Raw genomic sequence first — 19,952 nt, forward strand, 5'->3', positions numbered from 1 at the left:
CGGCCTTGTCCGGCTTTGCTTCTTAGCTAGCCGTTTTCTTCGTCATACTAACGATAAACAGCACTGCGGCGCACAACACCACGGAAGGGCCTGCTGGCGTGTCATACAGCGCCGAGAATGCTAACCCGCCGGTAACGGCAATCATGCCAACGCCTACCGCTATACCGGCCATCTGCTCCGGTGTGCGTGCAAAACGGCGGGCCGTAGCGGCCGGAATGATTAGCAGTGATGTAATAATCAGCGCGCCGACGAATTTCATCGCCACGCCGATCGTCAGGGCCGTCACCAGCATGAGCAGCAGCTTCACGCGCTGCAGTTTCACGCCATCAACAAAAGCCAGTTCCGGGCTGATTGTCATTGATAGCAGGCTGCGCCATTGCCAAAGCAAAATCCCCACCACCACGACAACGCCCATGGCAATAAATAGCAGATCCTGCGGAGTTACAGCCAGCAAGTCGCCGAAAAGGTAGGCCATCAGGTCAACGCGAATATTCGACATCAGGCTAACGACTACAAGACCCAGCGATAAAGCGCTATGCGCCATAATACCGAGCAATGTGTCTACTGCCAGATGCGGACGTTTTTCCAGCCATACCAGACCCGCTGCGAGCAGCAGTGTCACGGCGATTACCGCATAAAACGGATTCACATCGAGCAGAAAACCAAACGCCACTCCGAGCAGGGAGGCGTGCGCCAGCGTATCGCCAAAATAGGACATTCGACGCCAGACAACAAAAGAACCCAGCGGGCCAGCCGCGCAGGCCAGCATCACGCCAGCAAACCAGCCGGGCAGTAATAATTCAATCATGAGCGTCCGTTACCCTGGCGCAATACAATGCGGCCTTGTAAATCATGGCGGTGATTATGGTTATGGCGATAAATGCCGAGCTGTTCTGCCCCCCGCTGGCCGAACATCGAAATAAATTCGGGGTGCATGGAAACCACTTCCGGCGTACCTGAACAACATATGTGGTGGTTAAGGCACAGCACTTCATCTGTTTTCGCCATGACCAGGTGTAAGTCGTGAGACACCATCAATACGGCGCAGTCCAGCTCTTTGCGCAACTGGTCGATGAGATCGTACAGCGCCACCTGGCCATTGACGTCTACGCCCTGAGTGGGTTCGTCGAGCACCAGCAACTGGGGGCGGTTGAGCAATGCCCGTGCCAGCAAGACCCGCTGCGTCTCGCCACCGGAGAGTTTTTGCATCGGAGCATCAACCAGATGCGCCGCCTGCACGCGTTTCAACGCCGGAACGATCTCTTCTTTACGTGTTCCCGGGCGCAAACGTAAAAAACGCCCGACAGTCAGTGGGAGCGTTGCATCAAGATGCAGTTTTTGCGGCACATAGCCGATACGCAGATTTTTTTCGCGCTTGATAGTACCGGCGTCCGGTGCTACGAGCCCAAGCACGACGCGCACCAGCGTCGATTTTCCTGCGCCATTGGGACCCAGCAACGTCAGAATTTTGCTGGGGCATAAATTTAGCGAAATATCAGATAAGACGCGCCGTTGACCAAAGGCGACGGTGACTTTTTCTAGCGTTACAAGATTCGTCATAGCATTTAAGGGGTTGCACAAGTTGTCGAATGTTATAATATCACATTCCACTTACTCATTACGATCAATAGACGCATTATGTTACATAAAAATACGCTTCTTTGCGCAGCGTTATCCGCTGCGCTTCTGGGTGGGGCAGCAGAAACTGCTAACGCCGCAGTCGTAACCTCTTTAAAGCCTCTGGGTTTTATCGCATCAGCTATTGCCGATGGCGTAACAACCACCGACGTGTTGTTGCCTGACGGCGCATCCGAACACGACTATTCATTGCGTCCTTCTGATGTAAAACGCTTACAGAACGCGGACTTAGTATTTTGGGTCGGGCCGGACATGGAAGCGTTTATGGCTAAATCTGCGCAGCAAATTCCCGAGAAAAAACGCATAACGATGGCTGAGCTTGAAGGGGTGAAATCTTTGCTGATGAAAGGTGAGGATGACGATGAACATCATCATGACGATCACCAGCATGCGGGCGAAAAAGGTGATGAGCATCACCATCACGGCGACTACAACATGCACCTGTGGCTTTCCCCAGAGATAGCGCGGCTTTCGGCGGTTGCAATCCACGATAAATTAGTGGAAGTTATGCCGCAAAGTCGAGCCAAGCTTGACGCCAACCTGCAGGCTTTTGAGGCATCATTGACTCAGGTCGACAAACAGGTCGGAAACGAGCTGGCACCGCTGAAGGGGAAGGGGTATTTCGTTTTTCATGACGCCTACGGCTATTTTGAAAAGCATTACGGGCTGACTCCATTGGGTCACTTTACCGTCAACCCCGAAATTCAACCTGGTGCGCAGCGTTTACATGAAATCAGAACACAGTTGGTTGAGCAAAAAGCAACCTGCGTTTTTGCTGAGCCACAGTTCAGGCCAGCGGTCGTTGAAGCTGTTGCCAGAGGGACATCCGTTCGAATGGGAACGTTGGATCCACTTGGGATCAGTATCAAGCCAGGCAAAGAGAGCTATTCACAGTTCCTTGCCCAGCTAGCTAACCAGTATACGAGCTGCCTGAAAGGAGATTAACGAGGAAGTGAATACGTGCAACAGATAGCCCGCTCTGTCGCCCTGGCATTTAACAATCTGCCCCGACCCCATCGCGTTATGCTGGGGTCACTTACAGTTCTCACGCTTACGGTCGCCGTCTGGCGACCTTATGTTTATCACCCTGAATCGGTCTCCGCGCCGATTGTCAAAACCATCGAGCTGAAAAAAAGTGAAGTCCGCTCGTTGTTGCCTGAAGCCAGCGAACCTATCGATCAAACCATGCCGGATGAAGTGGAAGATATTCCACAGGATGAACTGGATGATAAGACCGCCAGCGAAGCCGGGGTTCATGAATATGTCGTCTCTACCGGCGATACGCTAAGCAGTATCCTCAATCAGTACGGCATTGATATGGGCGATATCAGCCAGCTTGCCGCAGCGGATAAAGAGCTGCGTAACCTGAAAATCGGTCAACAGATCTCCTGGACGCTGACCGCGGACGGGGATTTGCAACGCCTGACCTGGGAAATGTCCCGTCGCGAAACACGCACTTACGATCGTACCGATAGCGGCGCGTTCAAAATGAGCAGTGAAATGCAGCAGGGCGACTGGGTCAACAAAGTGATGAAAGGCACCGTTGGCGGCAGCTTCGTGGCCAGCGCCCGGGAAGCGGGGCTGACCAGCGGTGAAATCAGTTCCGTTATCAAAGCCATGCAGTGGCAAATGGACTTCCGTAAGCTGAAAAAAGGCGATGAGTTCTCCGTTCTGATGTCCCGCGAAATGCTGGAAGGTAAGCAGGAGCAGAGCCAACTGGTCGGTGTCCGTCTCCGCTCTGATGGCAAAGACTACTACGCGATTCGTGCAGAGGATGGCAAATTTTACGATCGGAACGGTACAGGCCTGGCGAAAGGTTTTATGCGTTTCCCCACCTCGAAGCAGTTCCGCGTGTCGTCTAACTTCAATCCGCGCCGTCTGAACCCGGTGACCGGGCGTGTTGCACCTCATAAAGGTGTCGACTTTGCCATGCCACAAGGTACGCCAGTCCTCTCTGTAGGAGACGGCGAAGTGGTGGTAGCCAAACGTAGCGGCGCGGCAGGTTATTATGTGGCTATCCGACATGGTCGCACCTATACCACGCGTTATATGCATTTGCGTAAGTTGCTGGTGAAAAACGGGCAGAAAGTGAAACGTGGCGATCGTATCGCGTTGTCCGGAAATACCGGGCGCTCTACCGGCCCGCACCTGCATTACGAAGTATGGATTAACCAGCAGGCAGTGAACCCTTTAACGGCGAAGCTGCCAAGAACGGAAGGTCTGAGCGGTTCGGATCGTACCGATTACCTGGCGCAGGTGAAAGAAGTCTTACCGCAGTTACGCTTCGACTGATTTGCCTGTTAAGTGTGCGTCTGAAGCCGATGTCTCACCCGCATCGGCTTTTTCTTTTGTGCGAAAGAAAGCGGCTCGCTACACTATCCGATTATCTTTTCTGATTTTTGATTTCTGGCCTGCGGACGATGCATGGAAACGAAAAAAAATAACAGTGAGTACATTCCGGAATTCGAGAGCGAATTCCGTCACCCGCGCAACTGGGGTGCCTGGCTGGGCGTGCTCGCGTTTGCTGGCGTCGCGATGATCCCGGCAAAAATGCGCGATCCGCTACTGGGCAAGCTGGGCCGCCTGGCAGGGAAATTCGGTAAAAGCGCGCGCCGCCGCGCCCAGATTAACCTTCTCTATTGCTTCCCTGAAAAAAGCGAAGCGGAACGGGAAGCGATCATTGATGATATGTTTGCCACGGCGCCGCAGGCGATGGTTCTGATGGCTGAACTGGCGATTCGTGGCCCGGAAAAAGTCATGCCTCGTGTGGAGTGGCAGGGAAAAGCGATCATTGATGAAATGCGCAATAATGATGAAAAAGTCATTTTTCTGGTGCCGCACGGCTGGGGTGTGGATATTCCAGCCATGCTGATGTCTTCACAGGGGCAGAAAATGGCGGCGATGTTCCACAATCAGGGCAACAAGGTTTACGACTACGTGTGGAACAGCGTGCGTCGACGTTTTGGCGGGCGCTTGCATGCGCGCAACGATGGGATTAAACCGTTTATCCAGTCGATACGTCAGGGTTACTGGGGCTACTATCTGCCGGACCAGGATCATGGCCCTGAGCACAGCGAGTTTGTCGACTTCTTTGCGACTTACAAAGCAACGCTTCCGGCCATTGGGCGTCTGATGAAGGTTTGCCGGGCGCGTGTTGTTCCCTTATTCCCGATCTATGACGCACATTCGCACCGACTGATTATTCAGGTTCGCCCACCGATGGATGATCTGCTTACCGCAGACGACAACACCATTGCCCGGCGGATGAACGAAGAAGTCGAAGTGTTTGTCGGGCCACATCCGGAGCAATACACCTGGATCCTGAAATTATTAAAAACACGCAAATCCGGTGAAACCGAACCTTACCGGCGTAATGAGCTGTATCCCCGGAAATAAAGCATAAAAAAGGCCTCTCGTGATGAGAGGCCTTTTACTTTCCGTTCCTGATTATTCGACGGTCAGAATACGGGTGGTATTAGTGGTGCCGATGGTACTCATCACATCGCCCTGGGTCACAATCACCAGGTCGCCGGAGAGCAGATAGCCTTTGTCACGCAGCAAAGTGACCGCGTCGTGAGCCGCAGCCACACCCTCGTTATGGCTGTCGAAATAGACCGGTGTAACACCGCGGTACAGCGCAGTCAGATTCAGCGTACGTTCATGGCGAGACAGTGCAAAAATCGGCAGACCGGAACTGATACGTGACGTCATCAGTGCAGTACGTCCTGATTCGGTCATGGTGATAATGGCAGTGACACCCTTCAGGTGGTTAGCGGCATACATTGCCGACATCGCAATGGCTTCTTCCACGTTGTCGAACTGAATATCCAGACGGTGTTTAGAAACGTTGATGCTTGGGATTTTCTCTGCCCCGAGGCACACGCGCGCCATTGCTGCCACCGTTTCAGAAGGGTACTGACCGGCCGCGGTTTCGGCAGAGAGCATGACCGCATCGGTACCATCCAGCACGGCGTTCGCGACGTCCATGACTTCTGCGCGGGTTGGCATGGGGTTAGTGATCATCGACTCCATCATCTGGGTGGCGGTGATCACAGAACGGTTCAGCTGGCGTGCGCGACGAATCAACGCTTTCTGAATGCCGACCAGTTCCGGATCGCCGATTTCCACGCCCAGGTCACCACGGGCTACCATCACAACGTCAGAGGCGAGGATTACATCATCCATGGCATCCTGGTTGCAGACCGCTTCGGCACGTTCAACTTTGGCGACAATTTTGGCATCACAACCAGCATCGCGCGCCAGGCGGCGAGCATAGTTCAGATCTTCCCCGCAGCGCGGGAAGGAGACAGCAAGGTAATCCACGCCGATCAGCGCAGCGGTAACAATGTCTGCTTTATCTTTTTCGGTCAGGGCTTCCGCAGAAAGACCACCGCCGAGTTTGTTAATGCCTTTATTGTTGGAGAGCGGGCCACCGACGGTCACTTCGGTAAACACTTTCATGCCCTGAACTTCCAGCACTTTTAACTGCACACGACCATCATCCAGCAGCAGGATATCGCCTGGCACGACGTCTGCTGGCAGGCCTTTGTAATCGATACCGACTTTTTCTTTATCGCCTTCGCCTTTACCCAGATTGGCGTCCAGCAGGAATTTATCACCGATATTCAGGAAGACTTTGCCTTCCTTAAAGGTGGAAACGCGAATTTTTGGCCCTTGTAAATCGCCAAGGATAGCAACATGACGTCCCAGTTTTGCCGCAATCTCACGCACTTTATCGGCGCGTAACTTATGATCTTCCGGTGTCCCGTGAGAGAAGTTCATACGCACTACGTTAGCACCCGCAGCAATAACCTTTTCGAGGTTGTTATCGCGATCGGTGGCCGGGCCTAAAGTAGTAACGATTTTGGTTCTGCGAAGCCTTCTGGACATGTAATACTCCGTTGACTGAAACAACTTGGTGTTGCGTGAACATGAATTCGGTCATTTGTCGCCCTGCTGTGAAGAACAACGTTGCAGACCGAACAGCGTAAAGGTACCGCTTTTGTTATTAACTATTAGTGGTTATCACTTTTGATAAGCAGTTCCTTATCAAAGCGCGATTCTTTCAGTGCTTCTTTGACTCGCTTCAAGTTATCCCTGAATTTTGCACCCCGACGCAACGTAAACCCTGTAGCTAACACGTCGATGACAGTCAGTTGCGCAAGTCGTGACACCATGGGCATGTAAATGTCTGTATCTTCCGGGACATCCAGCGTGATCGCAAGTGTTGCTTCTCGCGCCAGTGGTGTCCCCGCGGAGGTTAGCGCAATGACCATGGCGTCGTTTTCACGTGCCAGTTGCGCAAGTTCAACTAAATTCTTGGTGCGGCCAGTGTGTGAAATCAACACAACTACGTCATCGTCGCTACAATTCATACAGCTCATGCGTTGCAACACAATGTCATCGGAGTAGACCACGGGAACGTTAAAGCGAAAAAATTTATTCATCGCATCGTGGGCCACCGCCGCAGACGAGCCGAGGCCAAAGAAGGCGATTTTTTTCGCCTGCGTCAGTAAATCCACGGCGCGGTTAACCGCTGCCATATCCAGCGACTGGCGTACATGATCGAGACTCGCCATCGCCGATTCGAAGATTTTACCCGTGTAGGCTTCTACGCTGTCGTCTTCGTCGACGTTGCGGTTAACATAAGGTGTGCCGTTGGCAAGACTTTGTGCGAGATGCAGTTTAAAATCAGGAAATCCGCGCGTATCAAGACTGCGGCAGAAACGGTTCACCGTCGGCTCGCTAACCTCCGCTTCTTGCGCAAGCGTGGCAATACTGGAGTGAATGGCCTGTTGCGGCGCGGCGAGAATGACTTCCGCCACTTTTCGTTCGGATTTGCTAAGGTTTTCCAGTCGTGACTGGATTTTTTCCAGCATATTCATGGGTGATAAAGCGCTCATGGTAAAACGATTCCACAAGAATGAAATCGTGATGCGTTTATCCTGATATTACCCCCGGGCGTCTTAGAAAGGTAAAGCGTGACGAGAAATGTTGTTGTTTTTTTTCATTACATGATCAACGTCGGATTTTAGCGTGGGTCTCCTGGGCAGACGTACAGCGTTTTCCGGGCGAAAACCCCTGGTTTTCGTCACAATAAAATAACGCACTTCCTGACAAGGCGTAACAGTTTCGGTAGTGACGTAAAAGCAGTACATTGTACCGTAATAAAATTACATTGAAGACCTGGCCAGAGTTCCAGGATCGCCAACTGAGGAGAATGATATGGCGGTAATACAAACAGCCCAGGCGTGTGACCTGGTCATTTTCGGCGCGAAAGGCGACCTTGCGCGCCGGAAATTGCTGCCGTCCCTGTATCAACTGGAAAAAGCGGGTCAGATCCACCCCGAAACGCGTATCCTGGGTGTTGGACGCGCCGACTGGGATAAAGAAGCCTATACCAACGTGATCCGCGAAGCGCTCGAAACCTTTATGAAGGAAAAGATCGACGAAAGCCTGTGGGATAAGCTGAGTAGCCGTCTGGATTTCTGCAATCTGGATGTGAATGACACCTCCGCTTTTAAACGCTTAGGCGCGATGCTCGATCAAAAAAACCGTACTACCATCAATTATTTTGCGATGCCGCCCAGCACCTTTGGCGCAATCTGCAAAGGGTTGGGCGAAGCGAAACTGAATGCGAAACCGGCGCGTGTCGTGATGGAAAAGCCGCTGGGAACTTCGTTAGCCACTTCCCGTGAAATTAACGACCAGGTCGGTGAATATTTTGAAGAGTGCCAGGTTTACCGTATCGACCATTATTTGGGTAAAGAGACGGTGCTCAACTTGCTGGCGCTGCGTTTTGCTAACTCCTTGTTTGTTAACAACTGGGATAACCGCACCATTGATCACGTTGAGATCACCGTAGCGGAAGAAGTCGGGATCGAAGGCCGTTGGGGTTACTTCGATCAGGCGGGTCAGATGCGCGATATGATCCAGAACCACCTGCTGCAAATCCTTTGCATGATTGCGATGTCGCCACCGTCGGACTTAAGCGCTGACAGCATCCGCGATGAAAAGGTGAAAGTGCTGAAATCGCTGCGTCGTATCGACCGCACAAATGTGCGTGAAAAAACCGTGCGTGGTCAGTACACCGCCGGCTTTGCACAGGGTAAAAAAGTGCCCGGTTATCTGGAAGAAGAGGGTGCCAACAAATCCAGTAATACCGAAACGTTCGTCGCTATTCGCGTGGACATTGATAACTGGCGCTGGGCAGGTGTCCCGTTCTACCTGCGCACCGGCAAACGTCTGCCCGCGAAATGTTCAGAAGTCGTGGTCTACTTCAAAACGCCGGAACTGAACCTGTTCAAAGAGTCGTGGCAGGATTTGCCACAAAATAAACTCACCATTCGTTTGCAGCCAGATGAAGGTGTGGATATTCAGGTGCTTAACAAAGTGCCTGGCCTCGATCATAAACATAATCTGCAGATCACAAAACTCGATCTGAGCTATTCAGAAACCTTTAACCAGACGCATCTTGCCGATGCGTATGAACGCCTGCTTTTGGAAACCATGCGCGGGATCCAGGCGCTGTTCGTTCGCCGTGATGAGGTGGAAGAAGCGTGGAAGTGGGTGGACTCGATCACTGAAGCATGGGCGGCGGATAATGATTCCCCGAAACCTTACCAGGCAGGCACCTGGGGCCCGGTCGCATCTGTGGCCATGATCACTCGCGATGGCCGTTCGTGGAATGAGTTTGAGTGACCGAGGGAACCTGATAATGAGGTTATTTTACCGGTAACATGATCTAACACAGAAATCAGGACAATTTTTCATCTTTCAGGCCCCGACTGGATTCACCAGCGGGGCTTTTTTTATTACACTGGCTGAAGCGATTTTGCCTTTGGGGCGCAGCGTACTGGTGTTTCTGGCTCAATGATAACGAGCATTTATGCCTCCCATGTTGCCACCCCGGACAGATAAATTTCAGGAGCCTCTATGAACCCGACAGTGTTACGCGTAACAAATCGTATTATTGAACGTTCGCGTGAAACCCGCTCAGCCTATCATGCGCGTATTGAGCAGGCGAAAAGCGACACGGTACGCCGCTCGACGCTGGCCTGTGGAAACCTGGCTCACGGTTTCGCCGCATGCCAGCCTGACGATAAAGCATCGTTAAAAAGTATGCTGCGTAACAATATCGCCATTATCACCTCCTACAACGACATGCTCTCTGCGCATCAGCCTTACGAAACCTACCCGAACATCATTCGTAAAGCCTTGCACTCGGTCAACGCGGTCGGTCAGGTTGCGGGTGGGGTGCCAGCCATGTGCGATGGTGTCACTCAGGGCCAGGACGGTATGGAGTTATCTCTGCTCAGCCGTGAAGTTATCGCCATGTCGGCGGCGGTAGGGCTGTCGCATAATATGTTCGATGGGGCACTTTACCTGGGCGTATGTGACAAAATCGTCCCGGGGCTGGTGATGGCCGCGCTGTCATTTGGTCATTTACCGGCGTTGTTTATTCCGTCAGGCCCGATGGCCAGCGGCCTGGCGAACAAAGAAAAAGTACGTATTCGCCAGCTTTACGCGGAAGGGAAAGTCGACAGGATGGCGTTGCTGGAATCTGAAGCTGCGTCTTACCACGCGCCGGGCACGTGTACCTTCTACGGTACTGCCAATACCAATCAGATGGTGATTGAGTTTATGGGCTTGCAACTGCCTGGATCCTCTTTCGTACACCCGGATGCGCCATTGCGCCAGGCACTAACGGAAGCGGCGGCTCGCCAGGTGACGCGTCTGACCGGCAACGGCAACGAATGGATGCCGCTTGGTAAGATGATCGACGAGAAAGTAGTGGTGAACGGTATTGTTTCATTGCTGGCAACCGGGGGCTCGACCAACCACACTATGCATCTGGTGGCAATGGCGCGTGCCGCCGGCATCATCATTAACTGGGATGACTTCTCCGAACTCTCCGACGTGGTACCTCTGCTGGCGCGTCTCTACCCGAACGGCCCGGCAGACATTAACCACTTCCAGGCAGCGGGTGGCGTGCCCGTGCTCATGCGCGAGTTGCTTAAAGGTGGGCTGCTGCATGAAGAGGTGAACACTGTCGCGGGCTTCGGTCTGGCGCGTTATACCAATGAACCCTGGTTAAACAATGGCGAGCTGGACTGGCGCCCGGGCGCTGACGCCTCACTGGATGCTGACATCATCGCCACGGTGGATAAACCGTTTTCGAAACATGGTGGCACTAAAGTACTGAGCGGTAATCTTGGGCGTGCGGTGATGAAAACGTCGGCGGTGCCGGTTGAGAATCAGGTTATTGAAGCACCGGCCGTGGTGTTTGAAAGTCAGCATGACGTATTACCTGCCTTCGAAGCGGGGCTTCTGGATCGCGACTGTGTGGTTGTTGTCCGTCATCAGGGGCCAAAAGCGAATGGAATGCCAGAATTACATAAACTCATGCCGCCACTTGGTGTATTATTGGACCGCCGTTTCAAAATTGCTTTAGTTACCGATGGACGGCTCTCAGGTGCATCGGGTAAAGTGCCGTCGGCGATCCACGTAACACCCGAAGCCTATGACGGTGGATTGCTGGCGAAAGTGCGTGACGGCGACGTCATCCGGGTCAACGGGCAGACAGGTGAATTAACGCTGCTGGTGGATGACAACGAGCTTGCTGCGCGCCAGCCACATATTCCTGACCTGAGCGCGATGCGCGTGGGCACGGGGCGCGAAATGTTCGGCGCACTCCGCGAGAAACTTTCCGGGGCGGAACAGGGCGCAACCTGTATCACTTTTTAAGACGACAAGATTTTAGTTCTGGCGAGAGAAAAACCTGATGAAAAACTGGAAAACGAGTGCAGAAACAATCCTGAAAACGGGCCCGGTCGTGCCGGTGATCGTAGTGAACAAACTGGAACACGCGGTGCCGATGGCAAAAGCACTGGTTGCGGGAGGGGTTCGCGTTCTGGAAGTCACTCTGCGTACGGCCTGTGCCATTGATGCTATTCGCGCTATCGCAAAAGAAGTTCCGGAGGCGATCATCGGCGCCGGTACTGTCCTGAACCCGCAACAACTGGCCGAGGTTACCGCTGCCGGCGCGCAATTCGCCATCAGCCCCGGTCTGACTGAGCCGTTGCTGAAAGCGGCAACCGAAGGCACCATCCCTCTGATCCCGGGTATCAGCACCGTTTCAGAATTGATGTTGGGCATGGACTACGGTCTGAAAGAATTCAAATTCTTCCCGGCGGAAGCTAACGGCGGCACTAAGGCGTTGCAGGCGATTGCAGGCCCGTTCGCTCATGTTCGTTTCTGCCCGACAGGCGGGATCTCACCGGCCAATTACCGTGATTACCTGGCGCTGAAAAGCGTGCTGTGCATCGGCGGCTCCTGGCTGGTACCGGCAGATGCGCTGGAAGCGGGTGATTACGATCGCATCACAACACTGGCGCGCGAAGCTGTCGAAGGCGCGAAACAGTAATAGCGAGGCGGGTGAAGACCCCGCCTGGAAAGTAGCCCGGCCAGCATAATGCGACCGGGCTTTTTTTTATCCCTGAACCTGTACTGCCGCCGCCGCGGTAATGGCGCGTTCAACGGCACTTTCGGTGGTGTCGGCAACGGCCAGCGCGACGCCCATGCGGCGGGAGCCTTCGATCTCGGGCTTGCCGAACAGACGCAGTTGTACCCCCGCGCCGACCGCGTTCTGAACATTGCAAAACGTGACGTTCTGACTGTTAAGCCGCGGGAGGATCACCGCTGAGGCCGCGGGACCATACTGCCGGATCGCGCCAACCGGCAATCCCAGGAAGGCACGCACATGCAGAGCAAACTCGGACATGTCTTGTGAAATCAGCGTGACCATGCCGGTATCGTGCGGGCGAGGAGAGACTTCGCTAAAAACGACCTCATCCCCGCAAACAAACAATTCAACGCCAAACAGACCGTAACCACCCAGTGCCAGTACGACTTTATGGGCGATCGCATGTGCGCGTTCCAGTGCCGTGACGGACATCTGCTGCGGCTGCCAGGATTCACGGTAATCGCCTTCTTCCTGGCGGTGGCCAATCGGGGCGCAGAAGTGCACACCATCTGCCGCGCTGATGGTTAGCAGCGTAATTTCAAAATCAAAGTTAACGACCCCTTCGACAATCACGCGGCCAGCGCCGGCACGACCGCCTTGTTGCGCATATTCCCACGCTTTGGCTAACTGATCCGCGCTTTTAATAAAACTCTGACCTTTGCCTGAAGAGCTCATTACGGGTTTTACGATACAGGGCAGACCAATCTCTTCAACAGCCTGTTGGAATGCGGCTTCACTGTCGGCAAAACGGTAATTTGACGTAGGCAGTTGCAGTTCTTCAGCGGCCAGGCGGCGAATGCCTTCGCGGTTCATGGTCAGTTGGGTGGCGCGGGCACAGGGCACAACGTGCTGGCCCTGAGCTTCCAGTTCGAGCAGTGTTTCGGTGGCAATGGCTTCAATTTCGGGCACAATAAAATGCGGTTTTTCACTCGCCACCAGTACCTTCAATGCTTCACCATCGAGCATGTTGATCACATGTGAACGGTGTGCCACATGCATGGCTGGCGCGTTAGCGTAGCGGTCTACCGCAATCACCTCAATGCCGAGACGCTGGCATTCTATAGCCACCTCTTTGCCCAGTTCACCAGAACCGAGTAACATCACACGCGTTGCTGCAGGGCGCAGCGCAGTTCCTAAAAGAGTCATAGCAGCTTACCGTTGGAAAAAAACTGCGCACAGTATAAACGAAAACGTTTGCGTCTGTCTTTTGTCACTTGCGATGGTTTTTCCATCGCGCTACTATACTGTATAAATACACAGTTAAATGAGGCTGCATCATGGCGGTAGAAGTTAAATACGTAGTCATTAGAGAAGGTGAGGAAAAAATGTCTTTTGCCAGCAAAAAGGAAGCGGATGCTTACGACAAGATGCTCGACCTGGCTGAAGTCCTCGGGGAATGGCTGACCACCGGGCCTGTCACGCTGGAAGACGAAACCCGCGACCTGATGGCTCTTTGGCTTGCTGAACATAAAGACGCGCTCAGCGGTATTCTGAAATCCGGCAAATTACCGGGTGCAGACGAGGAATCGACGGTATCTCCGGCCGCTGAAGAGAGTGAACAGAACGACGCGGTAGATATTAAAAGCGCGGGTAAACGCGCAAAAGTCGCCTGATCTTGCACTGCCAGCAATTTGTACCATGCTATGAATGGGTAAGAACCAGGAGATAAGCATGAAAATAGCAGGGGTTTTATCCAGCTTACTATTGCTGGCAGGCAGAATGACGGCACAGGCTGCAAACGACAAAACGGTCAAGTTTCCCTCCTGCGAGGGACTTAACGCGGATGGGATCGCGGCCAGCGTTAAGCGTGATTATTTACAGAATCGTATTGTGCGCTGGGTGGACGATCAAAAGAAACTGGGCCAGGCCGATCCGATAGCCTGGATCAGTGCAAAGGATATTGTCGGCAAGGATGATAAATGGACCGTGCCGTTAACCGTGCGCGGTAAAAGCGCGGATATTCACTACAAGGTTGCAATAGACTGCAAAGCCGGTAAGGCGGACTATCAGCCTCAGTCCCATTAACACTTTTCTTATCTTTTGCAGACTTAGACACTTCCTGACATCCCCCTCGCGTACTCTGAGCGTTCATTCATCGCTTCGTGAGGGGTATCACTATGAATTGGCTAAATCAATTACAGTCACTGCTCGGCCAGAGCAGTGGCTCTGCGAACGCAACATCTTCTTCAGCTGGCGAGCAAGGGCTCAGTAAGCTGCTGGTTCCCGGCGCGTTAGGTGGTCTGGCAGGATTGCTGGTGTCCAGTAAATCATCGCGTAAGCTGCTTGCCAAATACGGCACCAGCGCATTGTTAATTGGCGGCGGCGCGGTGGCGGGAAGCGTATTGTGGAATAAATATAAATCGCGGATACGCGATGCTCATCAGAACGAGCCGCAATTTGGCCATCAGAGTTCGCCGCTGGACGTGCGCGCAGAACGTCTGATTCTGGCGCTGGTGTTTGCGGCTAAAAGTGATGGTCATATCGATGACAAAGAGCGCGCCGCTATCGAACACCAATTGCGGGAGGCGGGTATCGAAATGCAGGGGCGAGCACTGGTGACGCAGGCCATTGAGCAGCCTCTCGATCCGCATCGCCTGGCGCAGGGTGTACAAAATGAAGAAGAGGCACTGGAAGTCTATTTTCTTAGTTGTGCTGTCATTGATGTCGACCACTTTATGGAACGCAGCTATCTCAACGCGCTGGGCGATGCGCTGAAAATTCCTCAGGACGTACGCGATGGCATCGAACAGGATCTCAAGCAGCAAAAAGACACCATCATACAGTCGTGAGCATCACGTTTCGCTTGCATCGCGCGTGGGTTTTGCCACCCTTATAGGAGTGTAAAACAAATAAAGAACAATGCTATGCCGCCAAAAGCCAAAAAAATCCCTCATGCCATGACCGTGCATGGCGACACGCGAATCGATGACTATTACTGGCTGCGGGACGACACGCGCTCTCAGCCAGACGTTCTTAACTATCTTGCCGACGAAAACGACTACGGACGCGAGATAATGGCGTCGCAGAAAGCCCTGCAGGACCGGGTACTGGAGGAGATCATTTCGCGGATCCCGCAGCGTGAAATATCTGCCCCCTACATTAAAAATGGCTACCGCTATCGGCATGTGTATGAACCCGGCAATGAGTACGCCATTTACCAGCGCCAGTCTGTTCTGGCCGCGGAATGGGAGGAGTGGCAGGTGCTGCTGGATGCCAATCAGCGTGCCTCACACAGTGAATTTTACACCCTCGGTGGTCTGTCCGTGTCGCCAGATAACGCCCTTATGGCCGTCGCGGAGGATTATCTCTCCCGCCGACAGTACGGCCTGCGTTTTCGTGACCTGGAGACGGGAAACTGGTATCCGGAAGTACTCGAAAATGTCTCGCCGGAGTTTGTCTGGGTGAATGATTCTGAAACGCTCTACTATGTGCGTAAACATGATACGACGCTGCTGCCGTATCAGGTATGGCGGCACACCATAGGCACGCCCCCGCAGCAGGATGAACTGGTGTATGAAGAGCAGGATGACACTTTCTACGTCGGGCTGAGCAAAACAACGTCTCAACATTACATCACTATCCATCTGGCCAGTGCCACCACCAGCGAGGTCTTACTGCTGGATGCCGAATTGCCAGATGCGCAACCTCTGCGTTTCCTGCCACGCCGTAAAGATCATGAATACAGCCTCGATCATTTCCAGCACACGTTTTATTTACGCTCAAATCGAGACGGTAAAAATTTTGGTCTCTATCGTACAAAAGTGCGTGATGAACGTCGCTGGGAGGTGCTGATTCCGGCGCGTGAACAGGTCATGCTGGAGGGCTTTACCCTGTTCACCGACTGGCTGGTAGTAGAGGAGCGCCAACGCGGGTTGACCAGCCTGCGGCAAATCAACCGTAAAACGCGAGAAGTGGTTGGCATAGCCTTTGACGATCCCGCATATGTCACCTGGCTTGCCTATAACCCGGAGCCGGAAACATCCCGCTTACGTTATGGCTACTCATCAATGACCACGCCGGATACGCTCTTTGAACTGGATATGGACACCGGCGAACGGCGGGTGCTCAAGCAAATTGATGTCGAGGGATTTGACGCCAGCCAGTATCAGAGCGAACACTTGTGGATCCGTGCCAGAGATGGGGTAGAAGTCCCCGTCTCGTTGGTCTACAACAAACACCATTTCCGCCCGGGGCAGAACCCGTTACTGGTGTATGGTTACGGTTCGTACGGGGCGAGCATGGATGCCGATTTCAGTAGCAGCCGCCTGAGTCTGTTGGATCGGGGCTTTGTCTGCGCCATTGCGCATGTGCGTGGCGGCGGAGAACTCGGGCAGGCATGGTATGAAGACGGTAAGTTTCTTAACAAGAAAAACACCTTTAATGATTTTATCGACGTGACCGATATGCTGTTGGCGCAGGGCTACGGCTCACCGCTGTTCTGCTATGCCATGGGAGGGAGCGCAGGTGGGTTATTGATGGGCGCGATCGTCAATGAGCGCCCCTCCTTGTTCCATGGCGTGATAGCGCAGGTACCATTTGTTGATGTCGTCACCACAATGCTCGATGAGTCGATCCCGCTGACTACCGGTGAGTTTGAAGAGTGGGGCAATCCGCAGAATGAAACGTACTACCACTATATGAAAGGTTACAGCCCTTACGACAACATTGGCGCGCACGATTACCCGCATATGCTGGTGACCACCGGGCTACATGATTCACAGGTTCAGTACTGGGAGCCGGCGAAGTGGGTGGCTAAACTGCGAGAGTATAAAACCGACAATAATCTGCTGTTGCTGTGTACAGATATGGATTCCGGGCATGGCGGCAAATCAGGACGTTTTAAATCGTATGAAGGCGTTGCTCTGGAATATGCTTTTTTAATTGCCCTTGCCCAGGGATCGCTGCCCGGACAGGGGGCACACTAATCATCGCCTAAATAGTGCCTTAGCGTCAGACGTAGTTCCGGGCTCATGCGCTCAAGGTTGTTGAATAACCAACGCAGATAGCCCGGATCGCGATCGGCGATCTCGGAAACCGGTTTACCGCGGTATTTGCCAAACGTAAAGGTCGTGAGTAGCGCAGGGCGGCCAGTGATGGTCGCCATCTCATCCGCTGACCAGCCAGAAACCTGCATGATATCGATAAGCAACGCGGCAGTAATATAGCAGTCGTACAGTGCCCGGTGATGATGCAGTCCGGGGGGCGTTTGCACACTCAACTTACGGGATTTATACAGCGCCATGTTGCTGTACTTAATGCCTGGCCACAGGCGGCGCGCCAGTTTCATGGTGCAGATCCATTCACCTGGCATTTCGGGTAACACGCGTCGGTCAAAGCTGGCATTGTGCGCAACATACCAGGCGCTACCGTAATAGTGCGGCACAATCTCTTCAATCCATGGCTGATGGGCTACCATCGATTCGGTAATACGGTGTATCGCCATTGCCTGCGGGCTGATTGGTCGGTCCGGGCGTACCAGATGGCTCATCGGGTTAACGATCTGGCCATCAACCACATCCACGGAGGCTATTTCGACAACCCCACCCTGAAGATCGCAGGTTTCGGTATCAATAACACGTAACATTCCTGTCTCCATTACTTCGCTTTAGGCTCGTAAGGCAAGCGAGAAAGCGAGACGGAAGCCAGTCGGTGCGCAATGAGACGCTGACGAAACCAGTCACGCAGGTGCGCGGGCTGTTCGCGTTCAACCGCCTCGGCGATGACCGGCATATTATAACGCTCTTTAAATGCAACACCTGCTGCAGCAAGATCGACGTTGACCTTGTCCATTTCGTCCTGCGGGAGTTTTGCAAGATTAGTTGTCATGATTTTCTCCTGGTTAGACGCGGCAAAAGGTACTAAGCCTGTGGCATAAAGACAAGCATACCGATAATGATACTCGACGCGATAATTATACAGAGTTATTCTCTGCCCTAAATGTATAACAAAAAGGAATGAAGACAATGCGCATCTCTCCGCTCCCTCGTGGTCGTTGGATCGTGCTCATCGCCAGCCTGTTTGTCACGCCTGCCGCACTCGCGCATGCACATCTGAAAGGCCAGTATCCAGCCGCCAATGCTGAAGTCACTGCAGCACCGCAAGCCTTGACGCTCAATTTCTCGGAAGGGATCGAACCAAGGTTCAGCGGTATTAATGTGACGGGTGAACGGCAGCAAATTATCAGGACCGGCGCGGTGAAACGCAATGAGAATGATAAAACGCAGATGATTGTCCCCCTGGAACAACCGCTGACGCCGGGCAAGTATACTGTTAGCTGGCATGTGGTTTCTGTGGATGGCCATAAAACCAGTGGTCGTTACGTCTTTTCTGTGAAGTGATCCATGCTGGCAGAAAGCTATGTCTGGCTGCGGTTTGTCCATTTCGCTGTCCTGATAGTGATCTTTGGTTCAGCCCTGTTTAGCAGCTGGCTTGCGCCGCATGCCCTGCGACGCCTGCTCGCACACCGTTTTATGCCACTCCAGCAGATGTGCCTGTGGCTGAATATCGCGTCTGCTGTGCTGATGTTTATGGTACAAGGCGGGATGATGGGCGAAGGCTGGCAGGATGTCTGGCGACCAGAGATTTGGCTCATGTTAACGGGCACACAGTTCGGCTCGGTCTGGTCGTTGCAAATGTTACTGGCCTGCCTGACGCTGATCGTTGCGCTGTTACAGCCCGGGAATCAGCAGCGGCTTTTACTGCTGGTGACTATCCAGTTTATGTTGTCGGCTGGAACGGGGCATGCCGCGATGCACGACGGGCTGACTGGCGTACTGCAACGCGGTAATCACTTTATCCACCTCATTTGCGCGGCAACGTGGCTGGGAGGACTGCTTCCGGTGCTATTTTGCATGCAACTGGCGCACGGGCGCTGGCGGGAGGCCGCAATCGCGGCGATGATGCGTTTCTCGCGCTATGGGCATCTTGCTGTTGCCGGGGTGTTGATGACTGGCATTATCAATACCTTGTTCATTCAGGGGTTGAACCTTCCCTGGCATAGCGCCTGGGGACGTTTGTTATTGCTGAAATGTGCGCTTGTGGTGGTGATGGTGGCAATTGCGCTCGTGAATCGGTATGTTCTGGTGCCCCGCCTGAGCCTTAAAAACGATACTGCACGGCAGCGTTTTATTAGCCTGACATGGGCTGAAGTGGGGCTGGGAGCGCTGGTGCTGGCAGCTGTGAGCTTGTTTGCGACCTGGGAACCTTTTTGACTGAACCTGGCGGAAAGAATGAAGAAGAAATTATTGGCACTGTTAATGTTGACCTGTTCTGGTACTGCGCTGGCGGCACCGCAGGTGATCACTGTGAGTCGTTTCGAAATCGGCAAAGAAAAATGGGCCTTCAACCGGGAAGAAGTGATGCTAACCTGCCGCCCGGGCAAGGCGCTGTATGTGATTAATCCAAGTACGCTGGTGCAATACCCGTTGAATGATGTGGCTCAACAACAGGTCGATAGCGGTAAAAGTAGCGGCCAACCCATCAGTGTCATCCAGATCGATGACCCCAACCGACCCGGTGAAAAGATGAGTCTGGCGCCGTTTATTGCCAAAGCTGAGACACTTTGTTAATAAACTGTCTTAATGGCTTGAATCAAAAACAAAAACCGCAAGACTTTCTCAACAAGTCTTGCGGTTTTAACATTTCTGAGCGTGACGATAACCTAATTTTTCTGACCACTTTTGTCGCGGACTGGAAAACCTGACGTCGTCATCTATTCTTAAAGTGCAAGGCGACTTAGCCTGCATTAATGCCAACTTTTAGCGCACGGCTCTCTCCCAAGAGCCATTTC

General features: G+C 53.2%; 20 protein-coding genes. 13 read left to right on the forward strand and 7 right to left on the reverse strand.

Going from position 1 to position 19,952, the window contains the following annotated elements; all coding sequences use genetic code 11:
* Positions 1-22: 22 nt before the first annotated feature.
* The gene (znuB, locus tag RTX30_RS18550; RefSeq protein ID WP_312691631.1) at positions 23-808 is read right to left on the reverse strand and encodes a zinc ABC transporter permease subunit ZnuB; all 786 of its coding nucleotides are present in this window, start codon (positions 806-808) and stop codon (positions 23-25) included.
* Entirely contained in the window at positions 805-1,560 is a 756-nt protein-coding gene (znuC, locus tag RTX30_RS18555; RefSeq protein WP_312691632.1) for a zinc ABC transporter ATP-binding protein ZnuC, read from the reverse strand. The genes znuB and znuC overlap by 4 nt, the downstream gene beginning before the upstream one ends.
* A 78-nt stretch (positions 1,561-1,638) precedes the next feature.
* On the opposite strand from znuC, the gene znuA reads away from it, so the two are divergent.
* The 3 genes from znuA (at position 1,639) to lpxM (ending at position 5,034) form a co-directional block, all read left to right on the forward strand.
* Complete coding sequence (znuA, locus tag RTX30_RS18560; RefSeq protein ID WP_312691633.1) at positions 1,639-2,583, forward strand: zinc ABC transporter substrate-binding protein ZnuA; 945 nt, start codon at positions 1,639-1,641, stop codon at positions 2,581-2,583.
* Between the two features lie 15 nt (positions 2,584-2,598).
* The gene (mepM, locus tag RTX30_RS18565) at positions 2,599-3,930 is read left to right on the forward strand and encodes a murein DD-endopeptidase MepM (RefSeq protein ID WP_312691634.1); all 1,332 of its coding nucleotides are present in this window, start codon (positions 2,599-2,601) and stop codon (positions 3,928-3,930) included.
* 132 nt (positions 3,931-4,062) lie between these two features.
* A complete protein-coding gene (gene lpxM, locus RTX30_RS18570; RefSeq protein WP_312691635.1) occupies positions 4,063-5,034 on the forward strand; it encodes a lauroyl-Kdo(2)-lipid IV(A) myristoyltransferase in 972 nt (323 codons plus the stop codon).
* 51 nt (positions 5,035-5,085) lie between these two features.
* On the opposite strand, the gene pyk is transcribed toward lpxM, so the two are convergent.
* A complete protein-coding gene (pyk, locus tag RTX30_RS18575) occupies positions 5,086-6,528 on the reverse strand; it encodes a pyruvate kinase (RefSeq protein ID WP_312691636.1) in 1,443 nt (480 codons plus the stop codon).
* A gap of 125 nt (positions 6,529-6,653) precedes the next feature.
* Positions 6,654-7,523 carry a MurR/RpiR family transcriptional regulator gene (locus RTX30_RS18580; protein ID WP_312691655.1) on the reverse strand — a complete coding sequence of 290 codons (870 nt, stop codon included), beginning with the start codon at positions 7,521-7,523 and terminating at the stop codon, positions 6,654-6,656.
* A gap of 340 nt (positions 7,524-7,863) precedes the next feature.
* Between RTX30_RS18580 and zwf the strand changes: the two genes are divergently transcribed.
* From zwf to kdgA, 3 genes are all read left to right on the forward strand, one after another.
* Positions 7,864-9,339 carry a glucose-6-phosphate dehydrogenase gene (gene zwf / locus RTX30_RS18585; RefSeq protein WP_312691637.1) on the forward strand — a complete coding sequence of 492 codons (1,476 nt, stop codon included), beginning with the start codon at positions 7,864-7,866 and terminating at the stop codon, positions 9,337-9,339.
* 234 nt (positions 9,340-9,573) lie between these two features.
* Positions 9,574-11,385, forward strand: coding sequence for a phosphogluconate dehydratase (edd, locus tag RTX30_RS18590; protein ID WP_312691638.1), 1,812 nt, complete (start codon positions 9,574-9,576; stop codon positions 11,383-11,385).
* Positions 11,386-11,422: 37 nt separating this feature from the next.
* The gene (kdgA, locus tag RTX30_RS18595) at positions 11,423-12,064 is read left to right on the forward strand and encodes a bifunctional 4-hydroxy-2-oxoglutarate aldolase/2-dehydro-3-deoxy-phosphogluconate aldolase (protein ID WP_312691639.1); all 642 of its coding nucleotides are present in this window, start codon (positions 11,423-11,425) and stop codon (positions 12,062-12,064) included.
* Positions 12,065-12,130: 66 nt separating this feature from the next.
* On the opposite strand, the gene purT is transcribed toward kdgA, so the two are convergent.
* Positions 12,131-13,309 carry a formate-dependent phosphoribosylglycinamide formyltransferase gene (purT, locus tag RTX30_RS18600; RefSeq protein WP_312691640.1) on the reverse strand — a complete coding sequence of 393 codons (1,179 nt, stop codon included), beginning with the start codon at positions 13,307-13,309 and terminating at the stop codon, positions 12,131-12,133.
* Positions 13,310-13,440: 131 nt separating this feature from the next.
* Between purT and RTX30_RS18605 the strand changes: the two genes are divergently transcribed.
* The 4 genes from RTX30_RS18605 (at position 13,441) to ptrB (ending at position 17,088) form a co-directional block, all read left to right on the forward strand.
* Positions 13,441-13,776 carry a YebG family protein gene (locus RTX30_RS18605; RefSeq protein WP_312691641.1) on the forward strand — a complete coding sequence of 112 codons (336 nt, stop codon included), beginning with the start codon at positions 13,441-13,443 and terminating at the stop codon, positions 13,774-13,776.
* 58 nt (positions 13,777-13,834) lie between these two features.
* On the forward strand, positions 13,835-14,188 hold the full coding sequence (gene yebF / locus RTX30_RS18610; RefSeq protein ID WP_312691642.1) for a protein YebF: 354 nt from the start codon (positions 13,835-13,837) through the stop codon (positions 14,186-14,188).
* Positions 14,189-14,280: 92 nt separating this feature from the next.
* Positions 14,281-14,952: a tellurite resistance TerB family protein gene (locus tag RTX30_RS18615; protein ID WP_312691643.1), complete on the forward strand. Its 672-nt coding sequence runs from the start codon at positions 14,281-14,283 to the stop codon at positions 14,950-14,952.
* Positions 14,953-15,027: 75 nt separating this feature from the next.
* The gene (gene ptrB, locus RTX30_RS18620; RefSeq protein WP_312691644.1) at positions 15,028-17,088 is read left to right on the forward strand and encodes an oligopeptidase B; all 2,061 of its coding nucleotides are present in this window, start codon (positions 15,028-15,030) and stop codon (positions 17,086-17,088) included.
* Here ptrB and exoX read toward each other — a convergent pair.
* Complete coding sequence (exoX, locus tag RTX30_RS18625) at positions 17,085-17,747, reverse strand: exodeoxyribonuclease X (RefSeq protein ID WP_312691645.1); 663 nt, start codon at positions 17,745-17,747, stop codon at positions 17,085-17,087. The genes ptrB and exoX overlap by 4 nt on opposite strands.
* An 11-nt stretch (positions 17,748-17,758) precedes the next feature.
* Positions 17,759-17,989: a DNA polymerase III subunit theta gene (locus RTX30_RS18630; RefSeq protein ID WP_312691646.1), complete on the reverse strand. Its 231-nt coding sequence runs from the start codon at positions 17,987-17,989 to the stop codon at positions 17,759-17,761.
* Between the two features lie 137 nt (positions 17,990-18,126).
* Between RTX30_RS18630 and yobA the strand changes: the two genes are divergently transcribed.
* From yobA to RTX30_RS18645, 3 genes are read left to right on the forward strand one after another with little or no spacing between them, the layout of a single operon-like run.
* The gene (gene yobA, locus RTX30_RS18635; RefSeq protein WP_312691647.1) at positions 18,127-18,501 is read left to right on the forward strand and encodes a CopC domain-containing protein YobA; all 375 of its coding nucleotides are present in this window, start codon (positions 18,127-18,129) and stop codon (positions 18,499-18,501) included.
* A 3-nt stretch (positions 18,502-18,504) separates the two neighbouring features.
* Entirely contained in the window at positions 18,505-19,374 is an 870-nt protein-coding gene (gene copD, locus RTX30_RS18640) for a copper homeostasis membrane protein CopD (RefSeq protein WP_312691648.1), read from the forward strand.
* 18 nt (positions 19,375-19,392) lie between these two features.
* Positions 19,393-19,731, forward strand: coding sequence for a YebY family protein (locus RTX30_RS18645; RefSeq protein ID WP_312691649.1), 339 nt, complete (start codon positions 19,393-19,395; stop codon positions 19,729-19,731).
* Positions 19,732-19,952 lie beyond the last annotated feature (221 nt).

It is taken from the genome of Kosakonia sp. (assembly GCF_032052965.1).
GTDB lineage: Bacteria > Pseudomonadota > Gammaproteobacteria > Enterobacterales > Enterobacteriaceae > Kosakonia.

Excerpts from the sequence above, each read along its gene's own strand:
- znuB (WP_312691631.1), bottom strand. The coding sequence starts at position 808 with ATGATTGAATTATTACTGCCCGGCTGGTTTGCTGGCGTGATGCTGGCC.
- znuC (WP_312691632.1), bottom strand. The coding sequence starts at position 1,560 with ATGACGAATCTTGTAACGCTAGAAAAAGTCACCGTCGCCTTTGGTCAA.
- znuA (WP_312691633.1), top strand. The coding sequence starts at position 1,639 with ATGTTACATAAAAATACGCTTCTTTGCGCAGCGTTATCCGCTGCGCTT.
- lpxM (WP_312691635.1), top strand. The coding sequence starts at position 4,063 with ATGGAAACGAAAAAAAATAACAGTGAGTACATTCCGGAATTCGAGAGC.
- pyk (WP_312691636.1), bottom strand. The coding sequence starts at position 6,528 with ATGTCCAGAAGGCTTCGCAGAACCAAAATCGTTACTACTTTAGGCCCG.
- RTX30_RS18580 (WP_312691655.1), bottom strand. The coding sequence starts at position 7,523 with ATGAATATGCTGGAAAAAATCCAGTCACGACTGGAAAACCTTAGCAAA.
- zwf (WP_312691637.1), top strand. The coding sequence starts at position 7,864 with ATGGCGGTAATACAAACAGCCCAGGCGTGTGACCTGGTCATTTTCGGC.
- edd (WP_312691638.1), top strand. The coding sequence starts at position 9,574 with ATGAACCCGACAGTGTTACGCGTAACAAATCGTATTATTGAACGTTCG.
- kdgA (WP_312691639.1), top strand. The coding sequence starts at position 11,423 with ATGAAAAACTGGAAAACGAGTGCAGAAACAATCCTGAAAACGGGCCCG.
- purT (WP_312691640.1), bottom strand. The coding sequence starts at position 13,309 with ATGACTCTTTTAGGAACTGCGCTGCGCCCTGCAGCAACGCGTGTGATG.
- RTX30_RS18605 (WP_312691641.1), top strand. The coding sequence starts at position 13,441 with ATGGCGGTAGAAGTTAAATACGTAGTCATTAGAGAAGGTGAGGAAAAA.
- yebF (WP_312691642.1), top strand. The coding sequence starts at position 13,835 with ATGAAAATAGCAGGGGTTTTATCCAGCTTACTATTGCTGGCAGGCAGA.
- RTX30_RS18615 (WP_312691643.1), top strand. The coding sequence starts at position 14,281 with ATGAATTGGCTAAATCAATTACAGTCACTGCTCGGCCAGAGCAGTGGC.
- ptrB (WP_312691644.1), top strand. The coding sequence starts at position 15,028 with ATGCCGCCAAAAGCCAAAAAAATCCCTCATGCCATGACCGTGCATGGC.
- exoX (WP_312691645.1), bottom strand. The coding sequence starts at position 17,747 with ATGTTACGTGTTATTGATACCGAAACCTGCGATCTTCAGGGTGGGGTT.
- RTX30_RS18630 (WP_312691646.1), bottom strand. The coding sequence starts at position 17,989 with ATGACAACTAATCTTGCAAAACTCCCGCAGGACGAAATGGACAAGGTC.
- yobA (WP_312691647.1), top strand. The coding sequence starts at position 18,127 with ATGCGCATCTCTCCGCTCCCTCGTGGTCGTTGGATCGTGCTCATCGCC.
- copD (WP_312691648.1), top strand. The coding sequence starts at position 18,505 with ATGCTGGCAGAAAGCTATGTCTGGCTGCGGTTTGTCCATTTCGCTGTC.
- RTX30_RS18645 (WP_312691649.1), top strand. The coding sequence starts at position 19,393 with ATGAAGAAGAAATTATTGGCACTGTTAATGTTGACCTGTTCTGGTACT.